We start from the raw sequence: 17,388 nt of genomic DNA on the forward strand, positions 1-17,388 counted from the left end.
TCCAGGTCGAGACGGCTGTTCATATCCAGCTCGAACCGGCCCAGGTTCTCTACCCAGTTCGGGTGTTGTCGCATGTGATGTTGCACATCGCGTAGGGGCCTGACGCTACGTTGCTGCGGTGATCACCGAGGGTGTTTCTGCGGGGTGGCGGGTGTGCTTCTCCGATCCCGAACGGCGCTGGCCGGAGTTCTCTGACCCACTCGCGAGGAAGTTCGCGGCGCGACTGCCCGAGCTGTTGCGTGCGCACGGCCGGCGGCCGGGCCAGCCGTTCCTCCTGGGTCCGGACGGCAAGCCGGATGTGCGGGTGAACGCGTTCTTCTCGTCGTATCCAATGACAGCACGGGACCGTGACACCTGGCGCAAGTACGCGTACGTGCTGGGGTTGTGGCTGAACTTCCTGGCCGTACGCGGGCGTTCTTGGCGGCAGGCGGTAGCCGCCGACGTGGAGGCGTTCAAGTTCTGGCGGATGGCAGATCCGGTGAACCCACGACGGGTCGCGGCCGGAACATTCAAGAGCGACCTGGTGGTGCTGAACGTCTTCTACGACTGGGCCGCACGCCACCACGGGGCGGTCAGCCCGGTGGAGATGCGCGAGGTGCGGGCGCCCGCACCTCGCGGTTCGGTGGAGGAGATCGCGGCCGGTCCGGTGGGGATCCGCAGCCGGGACGTGAAGTGGTTCACCCCGGCCGGCTACCGGCGCTGGCGCGACATCGGGCTGCGCGGGTTCGGCTTGGACGGGCTGGAAGACCCGCGTTGGCGGGGGCGGGGCGAACAACGGGACGCCGCGTTCGCCGACGGACTGTTCGAGACCGGGCTGCGGCTGAGCGAGTGGGCCAGTGTGCTGGACATCGAGCTGCCGGGCGACGACCCGGACCGGGCCTTCACCACGCGGTGGTTGGCGGACGCCTGCGCCAAGGGCGGCCTGGGACGGCGCTATTGGCTGCCGAAGCCCGCCCTGATCGGTGTGCTGTCCTACCTCGAGGGGGCCCGGGCCAGGGCGGTTCGCCGGGCTCAACTACACGGCCGGTATGTCCAGGTACCCGGCACGCTCGTCGTCGTGCGAGTCCACGCCGGCCGGCGACTGAGCATGCGCGACAGAGCAGGGGCGGTCAGCTCGGTGTCGCTGGACACCCTGGATCCGCAGATGCGGCAGCGGCTGTTCCGCGAGGGTGAGTACGGGCTGGAACCGCTGGCGGTGTGGTTGAACGAGGACGGCCTGCCGCGCGCCCCGCACGGCTGGCAGCACACGTTCACCGAGGCCAACGCCCGGATCGCGGCCATGGGGCTGGATGGCTTCGGATGTTCGGCTCACCGGCTGCGCCACTCCTTCGTCTTGCGCTGGTATTCCGTGGGCAAACTGCTCTACGACGCCCGGTTCGCCCACCTGGACGGCGAGGAACTGCGGGACTTCCGGGTGCAGTTCGGCGATACCTGGCAGCTCGTGCAGACGATGCTCGGTCATCGCAGCGTCACAACGACGATGGACGTGTACTTGGAGCCATTCCGGTATCTGGACGTCGAGCTGCTGCTGGAACAGACGGTCGGGGTCCCGGTCGCCGCCCTGCTGGATCAGGTCTGGAGGCAGCATCCCAAGGTCGCGGCGGATCCGCTGGCCGAGGGCGAAGGACACCGGTGAGGGGACGTCCGGCCGCGCTGCCGACGGCTGGTTACCGCGCGCCAGTCCGGCTGCTATTGGACGAGGGCCGTTGCACGGTCCAGGTCACCAGCGAGGACGGCCGCCGCAGCAAGGACTTCGACTTCACGGTCCTGCCTGTGGCCCGGGACATACAGGTCGCGTTCGCCACAGCCTTCGACCGTCGCACCGGTCCGTCGGGGACCTGCAAGAGCCTTGGCACTGCGGCCGGCTGCTACTACGGGCTGAAGACTTTCGCCGAGTATCTGTCCACGCTGCCCGTCCCGCCGTCGGCCCCGGGCCAGTTACTCCCTGCTCATCTGGAGGGATACCGGGATACGTATGCGGGGCAACGCACGCTCGCCCAGCGCGTCAACGGGGTCAAACGGGCACTGCGGGCTATGGACGGGGTCGATGATGCCTTCTGCGCGGCCCTTCGCAGTGGTGGCATCAACCGAGACCGCACTGTGAACGATCACGTAATTGGTTCTGGCTGCGATTGCGTGAATCCCCTGGTCGTCGTGCGACTGCGGGAACGTTTCTCGTGGGGATTGCCCAGGTATGGGGGCCGTGGCGATCGAGGATGTGCTGTTTCCCGGGATCGATGTGCGTGTCACCGCGGTGCACGTCAGCGCGGAGAGAGTCGCTGTCGAGGCGTCGTCGTGCGGGTCCCCGCCAGTCTGTCCGGACTGCGGCTGGCGGGGGCGTCGTGTTCACTCTCGGTACGTGCGCCGGGTAGCTGAACGCCCTGTGGTGGGGCGGACGTTGGCGATCTGGCTCAGCGTGCGCCGGTTCTTCTGTGAGCGGGCCTCGTGCCAGCGGCGGACGTTCGTCGAGCAGGTGCCGGATCTGAGCGAGCGGTACCGTCGCAACAGCGTCGGCCTGCGGCGATGGATGGAGACCATCGCAACGTTCCTGGGCGGCCGTCCCGGTGAACGCCTGTGCCGGGTCCTCCAGTTACCCGCCGGCCGTACCCACCTGCTGGGGCTGCTCACGGCCCCGGTGGTGCCCGAACAGGCGCCCCGGGTGCTGGGAGTCGACGAGTTCGCCTTCCGCAAGGGCTGGCGTTACGGCACTGTCCTGGTCGACATTGAGGCGGCCCGGGTGGTGGACGTCCTGCCCGACCGGGACGCGGCGACTTTCACCACCTGGCTGCGCGAACACCCCGGCGCGGAGATCATCTGCAGGGACCGGGCCAGCGCCTACTCCAGCGCCGTGCGCCAAGCAGCGCCAAATGCCCAGGAGATCGCCGACCGCTGGCACTTGCTCAACAACCTCTCCTCCGCGGTCGAGAAGACATGTCACCAGCACCGCTCCTGCCTGCGCAAACAAGCCGAAGCCGACCGCGATGCAGAGCCCCGGCGGATCATCAACCCCCTGCCTCCGCCGACTCTGCCACCCACGAAGATCGCTGTCCGCACCGTCGACCGTTACTCCGACATCCACCGTCTGCTCGGGCAAGGATGCTCCGTCTCCGAGATCTCCCGCCGCCTGCACCTGGACCGCAAGACCGTCCGCCGCTTCCGCGACACCGACCTCGACGAGCTGCTGGCGTCCGCCCGGCACGGGCGCCCCAAAGGCGTGCTGGAGCCGTACACCGCCTACCTGACCGAACGGTTCACCGACGGCGTGACCAGCCCGACCGACCTCTTCCGGGAGATCCGCCAACGCGGCTACCAGGGCAGCGATCTGCCAGTACGCCGCTACGTGGCCGGCCTCAGGACCGGGACCGTCGAACCCGCCCGCGGAGCCGTCCCCAGCCCACGCAAGATCACCACATGGATCATGCTGCCTCGCGGCGCTCTGAAGCCCCGTGAGGAGGAGCAACTCCTGAAAGTACGGCTGGCATGCCCCGACATCACCCGGGCCTGCGACCTCGCCCGCGCCTTCCACGACCTGCTCCAACACCGGCGCGGCCACCAGCTACTGGAGTGGGTACGCCAGGCTGAACACGACGCCCCGAGCCCCATCCTGTCCTTCGCGCAGGGCCTGTGCCTCGACCTCGATGCCGTCACCGCTGGCCTCACTCTCCCGTGGAGCTCGGGCATCGTCGAAGGCCACGTCAATCGCATCAAGACGATCAAGCGGGCCATGTACGGCCGCGCCTCGTTCCGCCTCCTGCGCACCCGCATTCTGCTTCGATCATGACCCCGAATTAACGCAATCACGGTCAGAATCAATCTTCAAAATACGCCATCACCAGGCCGAGCGGCGTGACCTGCCCTTGATTCGCTCCTTCGCCAGATTCCTCCGGCAAGACTTCGACACCGCTGAGACGCCGGCACAAATGCGCCGGCGGCGGGCCGGTCGCTGCTGGAGGCCAGCGGATTCGGGCCTCATCCTCCCGGGGCGGAACCCCTGATCTCGGATGTCCGTCAAAGCGGATCAAGCCCAATCGCGCTCCGGTTAGGCAGTGCCAAGGACGTCTTGGGCACTCTGAATGAAGCGATCTGTAGCGTGACTGAGCCGATCCATGGATGGCGCGAGCAGCGTTTCCATGTCGGATGGCTGAGGGCCGTTCAGTGTTCTTTCCATGTCCAGCATGAGCTGTACCGCTGCGTGAGTCAGAGCAGATGCCACGGCATTGAGGCTTCGAGGGCCCTCCAGGAGGACGGCTGTCTCGTGACGATGCAGCTCAGCAACCATCTTGTTCCTGGTGCGCATGATCGCGTCTGCGGCGGCTGCATCGCCGGCCCCAACGAAGTTCATCGCAGCAATGAGCTGCCATCGCATGTCGATGACGTAATTGAGGAGGACCGCGTAACTAGCTCGCCGTGAATCTCCGAGTCGGTCATGACGCGCTTCGAGGGCTTCGGATTGGGCTTTGACACGTGCGGTCCGTATCGCTCCCCGGCTGGTCACCCAGCTTGCCGATAGTGCTGTCACTGCGGTGAGGACCCCAGTCGCAAGTACAAGGGTGTTGTCGAGCATGCCATGAGTGTGCCGTAAGCATCGGACCACCAGGTGCCGTAGTCATCACGGAATCGCGGCCTGAACCAATTTCGTGATCGCTCACACGCACCCCGACGGTGCTTAGCTACACACCCGAGGAGTTCCGGCAGATCATGGCCGTGGCTCGCCGCGAGGCCCGTGCCACGGCGGCCCGCATCCGCGAGCACCGCCAGCTTCTTGACCAGTGGCGGTCCGGGGCCGTCGACGGCGAGCGTGAAGCGGAACGCTGGAAGCTCGGAGAGGTCCTGGACGGCGTTGAGACCAGTGGGGATGTTCCCCGGCTTCTCTGCCGCAACGGCCACCGCTACCTGCCCCACGATCTGGCCAAGTACTGGAAGATCAACGATCTGATCGCCATGGTCCATCTCACCTGGCGCGAGGCCATGCCGTTCGTCGTTCTGCTGGTCGGTTTGACCGGACAGAACGGCGGCACCATCATCGACGCCCCGGCAGCGGTGCACCGCCCCGACGGCGACGCGGGAGGCACCCCGAACGCCATCGTCGAGTTGGTCAAACCCCGCCGGGGACACCGCAGCCACATGCCGGTCGTCCTGGCCGACCTGCCCGACTGGCTCAGCACCGGCGAGAAGGACGGGGCGCCCGAGGAAGCCGTCAGCACCCGCGATGAACTGCACACACCGCTCGGCGTCTTTCTGTTGGTACGCGAACTGACAGAACCAGCACGGCGGATCACCGGGAGCGACAGACTGCTGGCCGTCCGCGGCCGCAAGGGGTTCCAGGCCGGGCGGCTTCCCGGCGCGGGGACGCTCGGCACCGCGATCGCCCAGTGGAGCAACCGCGCCAGCCTCTCCTCCTCGCCGTCCTCATCCGCGCTGCCGCGCGACGGAGAGGTCAGCCTGCCGCGGATGCGGCTGACCGTCCTCGAACAGCGACAGCAGGCCGTCGCGCACACCGACCAGGTCCTGGCGAACGAGTACTTGGGGCGGGACCGCGGCAACATCACCGCCTATCAGCAGCTCGTCGCGCGGGTTCTCGACGATCAGGTCGTACGGGCCAAGGCCAGCGCGCTGATGCCCGTGCTGGACGCGGCCGATCTGGAGCTCGCCCGCGAGCATCCGGAGAAGGTCGCCGCCCGCTACGGCGTGGATATCCCCGTCCTGAAGCAGATGCTCGCCGGGGACCTGGACACAGTGCTCGGAGCCTGCGTCGACCATCGCGGCGGCCCGCACGCGCCGCAGGGACAACCGTGCCGGGCTTCGTTCATGCGCTGCCTGGACTGCCCATGCGCCCGCGCGACGCCACAGCATCTGACGGTGCAGATCGTCGTCCTCGACGGTCTGGACGCTCATCGCGCTGAGATGCCGCCGGCGCGGTGGGCACAACGGTTCGCGCTCCCGCATACGCAACTGACCGAGCTGATCTCCCGGCATCCGGACGCCGCCGTCACCCGCGCCCGAGCTGCGGCGACCGACACCAACCGCCGCCTGGCCGAGCGGTTCCTGGCCCGAGAGCTGGATCACACATGACCGCCGAGTACGCACGCGCGCTGCCGGCCCTCGCCGAGGATCTTCGCCCCGAGACTCCGGTCCTGCTGAATCGGCCAGTCAGGCCCGGCACGGACACGGCGATCCTGTCGGTGCTCGCCGAGGACCGCTGGGAGCTGACACCTGCTCTGTTCGAGGAACACATCTCGGCGACCAGCCTGAACTTCTCCGCGATCCGCGAGCCTCTGCGGCGGACGGCCAAGACCTACGTGTGGCAGCTCCTGAACTGCCTGGACTCGCCGGCTCTGCGGCGGTTCTCCAACACCCGTTTGTCCGTCCGCACCGTCGTGAGCGGGTTTCCGTCGCTGACCTCCTTCCTGGTCTGGCTGGATGTCCACGGCATCTCCGCGCTGGCCGGCGTCAGCCATGCCGACCTGGACGCCTACCTCACCGATCTGCGGGAGAGCGGTCTGTCCCGCGACACCTTGGGTGAACGGATCATCGCCGTCCGGCGGCTGTGGGCGTGGCGTGAAGTGCTGCCGCCCGGCGACCGGCTCCCGGAGTCTCCGCCCTGGCAAGGAGCGGACGCCAATGAACTGATCGGCCGGAAACGACGCGGCGGAGAGAACCGCACCCCGCGCATTCCGTCGGCGAACATCGACCGACTACTGCTGTGGTCCCTGCGGTTCGTCCACGACTTCGCCGACGACATCCTCGTCGCCCGCGATGAGTACGTCGCCTTGGTGCCCCGCAGTTTCACTGCCCGGCACCGCCACGGCGGTCACCAGGACCCGCGCACTCCCGACGCCTTCCACACCGATCTGGACTCACTCCTGCGACGCATGACCCGTGAGGGCACGGCCCTGCCGGGCAAGCCCGGCCCCGACGGACAGCCGGTCCTCGACCGTCAGCACCTCGCCCGGATCCTGAACTGCCCCACCCACTGGCTGAACCGCAACGCGAACAAGACAGCCCTGGCCGTCAGCGGCCTGCCCCTCGCGGACGCCGCCTACCTGCGTGCCCCGATCCAGGGCCAGTTCGACGGCCGACCCTGGCGACCTCGGCCAATCACCTTCACCGAGGCCCCACATCTGATTCGTCACTTGGCCACAGCCTGCGCGATCATCGTCACCTACCTCTCGGGGGCCAGACCCGGGGAAGTGCTCTCCCTACGGCGCGGCTGCATCCGTCACGACCCCGCCGCCGACCTCTGGCTGATGACGGGCCGCAAGTGGAAGGGCGCCGTCGACGCGAGCGGACAGAAGAAGCCCGAAGGCGAGGAACGCACCGATCCGTGGGTGGTGGTGCGACAGGTCGCCGACGCGGTGTCCGTACTGGAACAGCTGCACGACCGGGATCTGTTGTTCCCCACCACGCTCTTCGACACCCGGCTCACCGACTGGTTCACGGCATGGATCGACGACTACTGCACGCTCACCGGCCGGGACGAACGCGTCCCGCCCGATCCCAGCGGCCGTCAGTACTACCCGGTCCGCTTCAGACGGACCCTGGCCTGGCACATCGTCAGGAAGCCCCGCGGGCTGGTCGCCGGCGCCATTCAGTACGGCCATCTCCACGTCGGAGTAACTCTCGGATACAGCGGGACCTACGCTTCCGGGTTCCCCGACGAGCACGCCTTCGAGACCTGGCTACTACGCCTGGAACAGCTCGCCGACGCCGAGACCCGTCTCCGCGCGGGCGAACACGTCAGCGGACCCGCCGCCCCCGCCTACAACCAGCGCGTCCACCAAGTATCCCGGCAATTCGCCGGACGGGTCCTGACCAGCACCCGCCAGGCCCGAGATCTCCTCGACAATCCGGCACTGCAGATCCACGAAGGGAAGGGCATGACCTGCGTCTTCGACCCGGCGAAGGCCAAGTGCCGACTGGGCGGCACCGAAAGCTCCCGACGGACGCCAGATCTGACCGACTGCCAGCCAGGCTGCCAGAACATCGCCCGCACCGACCGCGACATCACCGTCCTCCAAGGCCAGATCGTCGAGCTGGAAGACCTCGTGGACGATCCACTGAGTCCCGCACCCCGCCAGGAACGCGAGCGGCACGAGCTGGCCCGGCTCATCACGCTCGTTGCGGACCACGACCGCACTCGTCCGGACACACAGTGACGGCGGCCGAGACCGGCGAGCGCGACGCGATCCGAGCAGCCGTCGACCGGCTCCTCGACGGCACCCCACTGCGGTCCACGGGCGAACTCACGATCGTCCAACTCGCCGCTGAGGCGGGCATCAAACGCTGGCTCCTCACCCACAAGCACCGCGACCTCGCCGAGCAGTTTCAGGCCCGAGTCCGCCTCCTCGCCCAGGACCCACCCCCCGTCGCGGCCCTGAAGAAGAAGATCAGCGAGCTGGAGGAAGACAACACACGCCTGAAGGCTGCCGATGCCGAACGGCAGACACTGACCGAGTTCTACGCACACATCGTCAACGAGCTCTCCACCGAACTCGACCGCATCACCGCAGAACGAGATGAACTCCTCGGCAACGTCCACTCCATCTCTCTGGCCCCCAGTCGAAGAGCCCCGAACTGAGCCTTCTCCAACACCCCCTCGGGGACCCTAGAGAGCAAGATCAGCAACACCGTCAAACCAGCGAGAGAACCCAGGACATTGAGGTTCTTGTGCTTGAGCGGGGACAGGCGGGCCACGTCCTTGATCTCGTGGCCCTCGGCGCGGAGCTGGGGGACGGCGGCGTCGATGTACTTCGTCGTCCACAGGATAACTGCGTTCAAAACGTGACTAAGTGACCCTAGTTGATCTTCCATCCCCTGCCTGTATGCCTGGTGGATGGTGCCCTTCTTGCCGTGGCAGATGTCGCGGGCCAGGGTTTGGCGGGACTCCTGGACGGACAGCTGCTTGCCCATCTGGCGGCGGTAGGTGTCGTCGACCGGATCGAGCATCTGCAGCAGGTGCAGGGTCTTGGCGTTCCACAGCCCCGGCTACCCGGCCGCGTCATGGGCGTCCAGGACGTGCTCGATGCGCTCCCACACCCGCAGCGGCCCGCCCTCGCGGACCTGCCGTCCGCCCTGGTCGGGAGTGAGGGTGGCGGCGGAGTTGGTGGTGACATCAACCAGGTGCACGCTGATCTGGCACGACGGGCCGCGCCGGGGTGCGCCACATGACGAGGCCCAAGAGCAGCGTCACGGTCGTCAGCTCGTCACGGTCGGGCCGCTCTCGTGTCCCCTGAAGCTCAGGCGGGAGGAGCGCCCGAGCGAGCGGAGCAGAGCCGCGGCCTGCGAGATTGCCGGACAGATGCAGCCCCGTAGGCAAGGGAACGGCGGGCGCTCGCTGCGCGGAGTTCACGACGCGGTCCATGGTCGTGGCTCCTGCCCCGGAGTGAGGACCGCGAGGAGAAGATTCTGGGGCAGTTCTCCCGGCCCTCCAGTCGTGGCCATCTTGGCCGGCACTGCCCCGGGCAGGGTGCTATTCGGCGCTGTCGGTGTGATAGATCCAGCGGTAGACCGACCTGCCTGACGCGTGTGAGGCGGCCTCGTCGAACGCGTAGTGTTCATAGCCGTTCCTCCACGGCAGCGTCATGCGCGTCTGGTCCTGCACCACGGGGTGGGGCGGCTGTCGGACAAGGTCGGCGGTCCGCCGGAAAGTTGGATCATCGCCCGGTTGGTCATGGTCACCTCCAGAACGGGTGCCGCGCTCACGGGCGCCATGCAGCTCTGTGGGATGCGCGGCGGGCCGGGTTTCGCGGCGAGGGTTGCGGTCGCTGTGTGCTGTTGCCGTAGGGACCGCCTGGGGCGGGACACCGCACCCAGGCGGTCTTGGTAGGTCAGTCCTGAGCAGTGAGAAGGAGGTCCTGGAAGTGGCTGGTGAGTGCGGTCACGGTGGGGTGGTTCCACAGGAGGGTGGCGGGGAGTCTGAGGCCGAGGCTGTGTTCGAGGCGGGTGCGGATCGTGAGCGCTGTCACGGAGTCCAGGCCCATTTCGAGCAGGGGGCGTCGGTGGTCGATGTCTTCGGGTGCCAGTTGGAGAGGTCGGCAGACGTGCTGGCAGACCGTGTCCGTGAGCCAGACATGGAGTTCGTCGGGTGAGAGCTGGCTGAGGTCGGTGGGGTTGTCCGGGTCGGTTGTTTCGGCGTCCGGCTGGAGGCTTGTGGCCGCGGCCAGTTCTGACAGCAGCGGCAGTGGGGCGGTGCCGGTCGGGCTGCCGGTCAGGGGCAGTACGGCGGCGTAGGACACTTGGTGTTGGGCGGCCAGTTCCCAGCAGCGGAAAGCTTCTTGTGCGCTGACGTCTCCGGTGCCGCTGGCGGCCATTTCCTGCTGGAACATGCCGGTCGCGGTGGCGTAGAGGCCCAGGCCCCGCCAGCCGGGCCAGGCCATGGTGAGGCAGTCGTGGTGCCCACCTGCGTTGCGGTAGGCGGCGAAGGTGTCGAGGAACGCGTTGGCGGCGGCGTAGCTGGCCTGGCCGGTATTGCGGATCAGTTGGCCGGTGGAGGAGAACAGGACGAAGAAGTCCAGGGTGCCGGGAGGGAACAGCTCGTGGAGGGTGAGTGCCCCGTCGACTTTCGGTTTCAGCACGGTGCGCAGTGAGGAGCGGCTGAGCCGGGAGATGAGGTGGTTTTCGCTGACACCCGCGAGGTGCACGACGCCGCGGATCGCGGGCAGGTCCTTCAGTGCGTCGGCCAGGGCGTGTTCGGTGGCCTGGCGGTCGGCGATGTGGGCGGTGAGGAGGCGGACGGTGGCACCCATGGCTTCGAGTTCGTGTACGGCGGTGATCCGTTGCCGTACTGCCTCGTCCTCGGCGGTGTCCCACTGGGAACGTGGCGGCATCGGGGTGCGGTTGAGCAGGATGAGTCGTCGTGCTCCGCGCTGGGCGAGGTAGCGGGCGGCTTCCCTGCCCACCCCGCCGAGGCCGCCGGTGATCAGGTAGGTGGCGTCGGGTCGGCAAGCGTTCCACGGGGCTGTGCCCCCCTCCAGGGGCGCCAGCCGGGCAACGTCGGCTGTGTTCCGTGCCAGCGCGAAGACGTCTTCCACGTACGGGTGCGCGAGCGCGGAGAGCAAGGTGGTGCCCAACGGAGGGTCGTCCGGGTTGAGATCGAGGATTCCGCCCCACACTTCAGGGTGCTCGCCGGCGGCCGCGCGGCCCGCGCCCCACAGCGGGGCCTGGGCGAGGGCCGTCGCGCCGGAGCCGGTACGTACGTTTCCGGTGACGCACCACAGCCGTGGCTGCTGGTGGGGCGGCAGGGCGGCCAGGTGGCGCACGCTCTCCAGCAGGGCCCAGGTGTTGGCTTCGACGCGGTCGGCGATGTCGGCCGCGTCCTCGCTGGCGGGTTGCGGCACCAGCAGCACGGCGGTGTCGGGGGTGAGGAGTTCGGGGCGGGCCTGGAGTTTGTCGATGCCGGCTACGACCGTGAACGGCGTGTCCTGGGCGTCGAGCGCGGTCCGCAGGCTGTCCGTGAGAGGGCTGCTGCCCCGGTGGCCGTTGCCGGGGGCGAGCACGACGATCTTCTGGGTTGCGGTAGGGGTGTCGGGCTGCTGCCAGGGGCGCCAGGCGAGGCGGTGCGTGATGCGCTCTGGCTGGGCCGGGTGCTGCGCGGCCGGTCCGTGGGCTTCGAGGACGCCGAAGTACAGGCCGGTGACCTCGATCGCGGGCTGGCCGGCGGCGTCGGTGACATGGATGTCGATGGTGCTGGCCTGATGGTCGATGCGGGCTCGCACCGTGAAGTCGGTGGGCGGCTCCCCGTGGACCGCGAGCCGCTGGATCCGGGTCGGCATGCGATGCGCGCTGTCGCCCAATAGCAGCAGCGATGTGACGGTCATGGCCGCGTCCAGGGCAGGCGCCCAGTCGGTAGCGGCGTCGGCGCTCTGCGGGGGCACGCTCATGCGCGCCATCACGCGATCAGGTCCGCGGCGCAGCTCACCGGCGTCCCAGGGGAAACCGAATCCCTCCACGCCCAATGGGCTGAGCAGCTGCAGGAGTTGAGTACCGTCGAGGGCCTCGTCACAGCTGCCGTCGCCGTCCTCGGCGACCGTCGCGGTGGAACCGTCGGAGCTGTCGGCGTCGTCGAACCGCGCGGTCGTGTGCGTGAGCCAACTCGAGTGTGTCGCCCCGGACGTGTCCTCGGGGCTCTCGGGCGCCAGGCACGAAAGCAGGGACAGGCCGTCGTCGCGCAGCACGATCTGCACGTCGCGTCGGGGCGCGACCGGCAGAGGGGTGCGCAGCGCGATGCTGCTGAGGACGGCGGGTTGCCCGATGTGCCGGGCTGCGGCGAGGAAGCTGTTGACGAGGACGGCCGCGGGGACGATATCGACGCCGTGGACGCGGTGTTCGTTCGGGTAGGGGCGGCGGTCCGCGTCGAGGGTGGTTTGCCACAGCCACTGCGTTGCGGAGCCGGCGACGGGTGTCGCGGTGCCGAGCAGGCTGTGCGTGTCCGGGGCGTGGCCTCCGCGACGGATCGGTGTGTCGGCCCAGTAGGGCCGGTGCTGCCAGGTGGTGGTGGGCAGCTGCGCGACGAGAGAGCCCTCATAGCGCGGATGGCCCCAGTCGATCAGAGCGCCCGCGCAGTGCAGGGCGGCGAGCGAGGTGAGGATCTGGTGCTGTCCTCCGGCCTGGCGTCGCAGGGTGGAGACCACCGCGGTCTCCTCGGGCGGCGCGAACTCGCCGAGGATCTCCAGGACGGAATGGCTGACGATGGGGTGGCTGGAGATCTCCAGGAAGACGCGGTGTCCGTCCTGGGCGGAGGCGCGTACCGCGTCGGTGAAGTGGACGGGGTTGCGCAGGTTGGCTTGCCAGTAGGCGGCTTCCCGCGGGGCGCTCGTGCGGGGATCGTCAAGGGCCGTGCTGTACAGGGGGATCTTCGGCGGGTGGACGGTCAGGTCTGCTGCCGCGTCCGCGATCGCCGGCAGCAGCGGATCCATGTGGGAGCTGTGCGAGGCGACGGTGCTGTTGACCGGGCGGACGAACAGTCCCTCGGCTTGCCAGGTGGCGCACAGCTCGTTCACCGCGTCGGTGTCGCCGCTGATGACGGTGGACTCGGCGGAGGCGTAGACCGCGATCGTCACATCAACGCGCCCGGCCAGCCGCTGTGCCACCTCGTCCGGTGGGGCGCCGACGAGAGCCATGGCGCCGTGCCCTTCGGCGGCGCGCATGAGGCGGGCCCGGCGGCAGGCCAGGCGTGCTCCGTCCTCCAGACTGAAGACACCCGCGGCCACAGAGGCGGCGATCTCGCCCAGCGAGTGGCCGACGACCGCGGCCGGTTCGATGCCGTGCGCACGCCACGTGGCGGCGAGCGCCACGTGCATGAGGAACGACAGCGACTGGATACGGTCGATGCCCTCCAGCGTGTGCTGCGCCAGCGCATCGCGTGGGGCGAAGCCGAGCTCGTCGACGAACACCGGCGTCACCGCGTCCACGACCTGAGCGAAGGCAGGTTCGGTGGCGTCGAGTTCACGGCCCATGCCCGCCCATTGAGCGCCCTGGCCGGAGAACACCCACACCAGTCGTGCCGACGGGGACAAGGCACGGCCGCATCCCTCACCTGCTGCGATGGCCCGCAACCGTCGGTCGAGTTCCTCGTGTGTGCCAGCCACCGCCGCGGCACGCCAGGGCAGATGCGAGCGGCGCACGGCCAGGGTGTGCGCCACCGCACCGAGTTCGGCATCGGGCGTCCGCGTGAGCCAGTCAGCCAGACGGACAGCGTTGGCCTGCACGCCCTGCGCCGACATCGAGGAGAGCGGGAACACCCACGGCACCTGACCGGTGCTGGCGTACTGTGGCCGCCCCGCCTCCGGCGGCCGCACGTGCTGTCCGGGGGCTTCTTCCAGGAGTACGTGGCCGATGGTGCCGCCCGCGCCGAAGCTGGAGACCGCGGCACGTCGCGGCCCGTCATGCTGCGGCCATTCGGTGGCCTCGTGCACCACTCGCAGACCGCTGCCGTCCCAGTCGACCGCCGGATTGAGCTGACCGGAGAAGGACTCCATCGCCGGAATCAGGCCCGCCCGCAGGCAGAGCACCGCCTTGATCAGGCCGGCCACACCGGAACTGCCCTCCAGGTGACCGATGTTGGACTTCAACGACCCGATCAGGCAGGGATTTCCGGCCTCCCGTCCCGCGCCGATCACCTCGGCAAGGGCAGTCGCCTCGATCGGATCACCGACGGCAGTGCCCGTGCCGTGCGCCTCCAGGTAGTCGACCGTCGCCGGATCAACTCCGGCACCTCGGTAGAGCCTGCGCAGCATCCGGGCCTGGGCGCTGCTGCTGGGAGCCATAATGCCGTTGGTCCAGCCGTCCTGGGCGACGATGCTGCCCGCGATCACGGCGAGCACCGAGTCGCCCGCCGTGACGGCATCGGCCAGGCGCTTGAGCACCACGACGGCGACACCCTCCCCACGGCCGTATCCGTCGGCCTGCGCATCGAACGGCTTGCTCACCCCGTCGGGAGAGGTCGTCCCGGACGCGGTCAGCCCGAGCAACGGGGCCGGCCCCGTCATCAGATGCGTACCGCCGGCCAGCGCCAGAGGGACATCGCCGGTACGCAGGCTCTGCACCGCCAGATGGATCGCGGACAGGCTGGAGGAGCAGGCGGTGTCCACCGCCATGCTCGGCCCGTGCAGGTCGTACAGGTGCGAAACGCGATTGGGGATCGCGTAGTGGTGGCTCCCGGTGATCGTCATCGCCTCGACGTTCGGCAGGTCCTCCAGCAGGCGCCGCCCGTAATCACTGGCCGCAGTCCCGATGAACACCCCCGCGTCGCTGCCGGCGATGCTGCGCGGCGGCACACCCGCGCGTTCCAGTGCCTCCCACACCACCTCCAGCAGAAGGCGCTGCTGCGGGTCCATCACATGCGCCTCGCGCGGCGAGATCCCGAAGAAGTTCGCATCGAATCCCTCGATGTCCTCCAGGAACGATCCACGCTGCACCGCCGAGCGGAGCAGCGCCTCCAGTTCAGGACTGGACGAGACATAGGGCTCCCAACGCTTGCGGGGAACGACACCGACATGGCGCTCGCCCGCCATGAGGAACTCCCAGAGACCCTCCGGTGAATCGAGAGCCGGGGGAAAACGGAGCCCCATGCCGATCACCGCGACCGGCTGCATGTAGGCCCCTACGTCTGATGTGGGTTCAGCTGTCGCGCGTGCCGCGCTGGATTCAGGCATACCCTCCACGACAGCCGAGCAGCACCGCGTTGAGAAGGGCGCAGCTATCAGCGCGTGAAGACACGTATCCATCTGGTCGTGCGCCCGGCACAGGTCAGCCAGGTCGTCTCACCCTGCGTCTCAAGTTGGCGCCGGAGCGCACCAGCGTCGCGAAGTTCCGGTGATTCTCACAAACGAACGACCCTTTACCCGAACAAGATCAATTACCGGCGGCCGAAGATCGCCAATGGGCTGATTCGCTCGCAGAACTTGTTCGCACTCAAACAGGCGAAGAGAGGGTTCCGAGACATGCGTTGTGCGAAGATCCGGGGTCATGACGGACCCTCAAGAGCCTTCCCCGGCCACCGCGTCGGAAGCTGATCTCGTCGAGGGGTCCCAGTAGTTCTCGCCGAGAATCCAACGGAGTTGCTTCTGGAGCGAGACCGCGCGGGTTGCGGCGTGCGCATGAACATGTCTGTGGTGCTGTCGCGCCTGCGGGACCGACGCCAGTTCATCGGGCATGTTTTTGATCGTGGAAGATCCGTTCGACCGTGCGGCGGTCGTGGCCGCTTCAGCGCAGCGCCGTGGCCCGGTTCAGGACGGCGGCGGCGGGCTTGTGCCGGGAGTGGGGGACGAGACGTTGACGCAGGGCGTGCAGGTGGCGGGTGGCGCGGGCAGAATCGAGGTGGGGGTAGTGGTCGAGGAAGGCCGACCAGTGGGTGAGGGCGGCCTCGAGGTGGCCGCGGGCCAGGAGGGTTTCGGCGAGGCGGGCGTGGGTGAGGGTGACCGCGTGGCGTTCGGCTCCGGTGCGCAGGCGCAGTGAGGCGGTGTAGGCGCCGATCGCGCCCGGCAGGTCGCCGAGGGCGGTGAGGGTCTGGGCGCGCTGGTAGTGCAGGGCCGCCAGGGGGTACGCGGTGAACGGGCCGGGGCTGCTGTCGGCCTGTTCGTGGAGACGCTCGGCGGTGGCCAACGCGGTCAGTGCGGCGTGCCGGTCGTGGCGGGCGGCGGCGACCGCGAGGTGGGCCTGGGCGTAGGCGCGGGCGATGCGTGGGGCGCCGCCGCGGGCGGCCTCGGCAGCCCGTTCGGACAGGTGCCAGACGGCAGGGGTGTGGTGGCCCAGGTCGCTTGCATGGGTGGCCATCGACCGCAGAGTGATCGCGAAGACGGCCCTATCACCTGCATCGGTGGCCAGGCGAGCCGCACAGTGGTGGTAGCGCTGGGCCAGCGCGTCGGCGCCGTCGTCCGCGGTCATCGTGCCAAGCAGCAGGGTCAGGCGGGCCGTACTGGCGAGCAGTTGGCGGCGGACGGGTTCAGGGGCGGAGCTGTGCAGCCATCCGGTGACGGGGTGGGTGAGGTAGGCGGCCAGGGCGGTGCGGACGTGGCCGCCGCCGTGGGCCTGGGCCGCGTCCGCGAAGCGGCGGGCCATCGCGTCCATCTGCTCGATCCGGGCCGGTATCGGGGCCGTCTCATCAGCACGAGGGCGGGGCTGCCCGGCCAGAGGGGGCAGGCCGGGCAAGGCGAGGGCGGCGAGGCTGTAGACGCCGGTCGTGAGCAAGCGGCGCCGGGCCGGATCGAACTCGGCCCGCACCAGAGCGGAGAGAGTACGCACCGCATCAGCATCCCAGGACCGCTCCAACTCCGTAGCCAGAAACGGAATATCACCCTCCGGAACTCCTGAAAGCCCCGCCTCGGCGGGGGTGACCGGTCTGCCGAGGCGCCGGGAGAGCGCTTCGAGCAGGTAGGCGGGAGCGGGTGGGCGGGGGCGGGTGCCGGACAGCCAGCGCGAGATCGACGACTGCCCGCACACCAGCTGCTGCCCGTGCTCGGCGGCCACCCTGCGCACCGCCGCAGCCAGTTGGACCTCACTCAGGGCGGCTTCGCCCATCAGCCGCCGCAATGCGCTGTTCGGAGCCCGTGCCACGATGCCGCACTCCCTCTCTTCCGGCTTGCCACGCCTGCCCGTCACGCTCTCCGACATCGCGGGGCGTTCACAAGGGCGCAAGGTTGCATGCTGTGCATGGCATTGCCCGCCTGGGCCCTCTGTGCGGGGCGCTCGAGTGGCGGTGCACTGGTCAAGTACCCCGCTACTCAAGGTTGGGAAGCTAGTCGTTGCGGGACCGCCCGCACGGGACCCCTGGGAAGGAGGCGACGAGTATTCCTCGGAGGATGAGCCCGTTCCCACCCCCTCCGCACATTTATAGAGGCGGGCTGCCTGATCGCGGTAGCTAAGAAATAGTTGACAGAGGAATTGTCGACC

At 68.7% G+C, this 17,388-nt stretch carries 10 protein-coding genes and 1 pseudogene; 5 read left to right on the plus strand and 6 right to left on the minus strand.

Annotation, left to right across the window (positions count from 1 at the left end):
- Positions 1-118 precede the first annotated feature (118 nt).
- The gene (locus OG430_RS42815) at positions 119-1,636 is read left to right on the plus strand and encodes an integrase (RefSeq protein ID WP_327358065.1); all 1,518 of its coding nucleotides are present in this window, start codon (positions 119-121) and stop codon (positions 1,634-1,636) included.
- Between the two features lie 558 nt (positions 1,637-2,194).
- Positions 2,195-3,781: an ISL3 family transposase gene (locus OG430_RS42820; RefSeq protein ID WP_327358066.1), complete on the plus strand. Its 1,587-nt coding sequence runs from the start codon at positions 2,195-2,197 to the stop codon at positions 3,779-3,781.
- A 258-nt stretch (positions 3,782-4,039) separates the two neighbouring features.
- On the opposite strand, the gene OG430_RS42825 is transcribed toward OG430_RS42820, so the two are convergent.
- On the minus strand, positions 4,040-4,564 hold the full coding sequence (locus OG430_RS42825; protein WP_327358067.1) for a hypothetical protein: 525 nt from the start codon (positions 4,562-4,564) through the stop codon (positions 4,040-4,042).
- A gap of 98 nt (positions 4,565-4,662) precedes the next feature.
- Here OG430_RS42825 and OG430_RS42830 point away from each other — a divergent pair, with 98 nt between their 5' ends.
- From OG430_RS42830 to OG430_RS42840, 3 genes are read left to right on the plus strand one after another with little or no spacing between them, the layout of a single operon-like run.
- Positions 4,663-6,072 (plus strand): hypothetical protein, encoded by a 1,410-nt coding sequence (locus OG430_RS42830; RefSeq protein ID WP_327358068.1) that lies wholly within the window; start codon positions 4,663-4,665, stop codon positions 6,070-6,072.
- Positions 6,069-8,156 (plus strand): site-specific integrase, encoded by a 2,088-nt coding sequence (locus OG430_RS42835; protein WP_327358069.1) that lies wholly within the window; start codon positions 6,069-6,071, stop codon positions 8,154-8,156. Before OG430_RS42830 ends, OG430_RS42835 begins: the two co-directional genes overlap by 4 nt.
- Positions 8,153-8,578: a hypothetical protein gene (locus tag OG430_RS42840; protein ID WP_327358070.1), complete on the plus strand. Its 426-nt coding sequence runs from the start codon at positions 8,153-8,155 to the stop codon at positions 8,576-8,578. Before OG430_RS42835 ends, OG430_RS42840 begins: the two co-directional genes overlap by 4 nt.
- Before the next feature lie 68 nt (positions 8,579-8,646).
- Here OG430_RS42840 and OG430_RS42845 read toward each other — a convergent pair.
- The 5 genes and pseudogenes from OG430_RS42845 to OG430_RS42860 form a co-directional block, all read right to left on the minus strand.
- A pseudogene (locus OG430_RS42845) lies at positions 8,647-8,970 on the minus strand (Tn3 family transposase); the annotation flags it as partial.
- Between the two features lie 15 nt (positions 8,971-8,985).
- Positions 8,986-9,126, minus strand: a complete 141-nt coding sequence (locus OG430_RS42850) for a hypothetical protein (RefSeq protein ID WP_327358071.1) — start codon at positions 9,124-9,126, stop codon at positions 8,986-8,988.
- 343 nt (positions 9,127-9,469) lie between these two features.
- Positions 9,470-9,604 (minus strand): DUF5988 family protein, encoded by a 135-nt coding sequence (locus OG430_RS49640; protein WP_442816660.1) that lies wholly within the window; start codon positions 9,602-9,604, stop codon positions 9,470-9,472.
- A gap of 223 nt (positions 9,605-9,827) precedes the next feature.
- Complete coding sequence (locus OG430_RS42855; RefSeq protein ID WP_327358072.1) at positions 9,828-15,092, minus strand: type I polyketide synthase; 5,265 nt, start codon at positions 15,090-15,092, stop codon at positions 9,828-9,830.
- A gap of 610 nt (positions 15,093-15,702) precedes the next feature.
- The gene (locus OG430_RS42860) at positions 15,703-17,052 is read right to left on the minus strand and encodes a hypothetical protein (RefSeq protein WP_327358073.1); all 1,350 of its coding nucleotides are present in this window, start codon (positions 17,050-17,052) and stop codon (positions 15,703-15,705) included.
- Positions 17,053-17,388: the final 336 nt, after the last annotated feature.

The organism is Streptomyces sp. NBC_01304, assembly GCF_035975855.1.
Classification (GTDB): domain Bacteria; phylum Actinomycetota; class Actinomycetes; order Streptomycetales; family Streptomycetaceae; genus Streptomyces.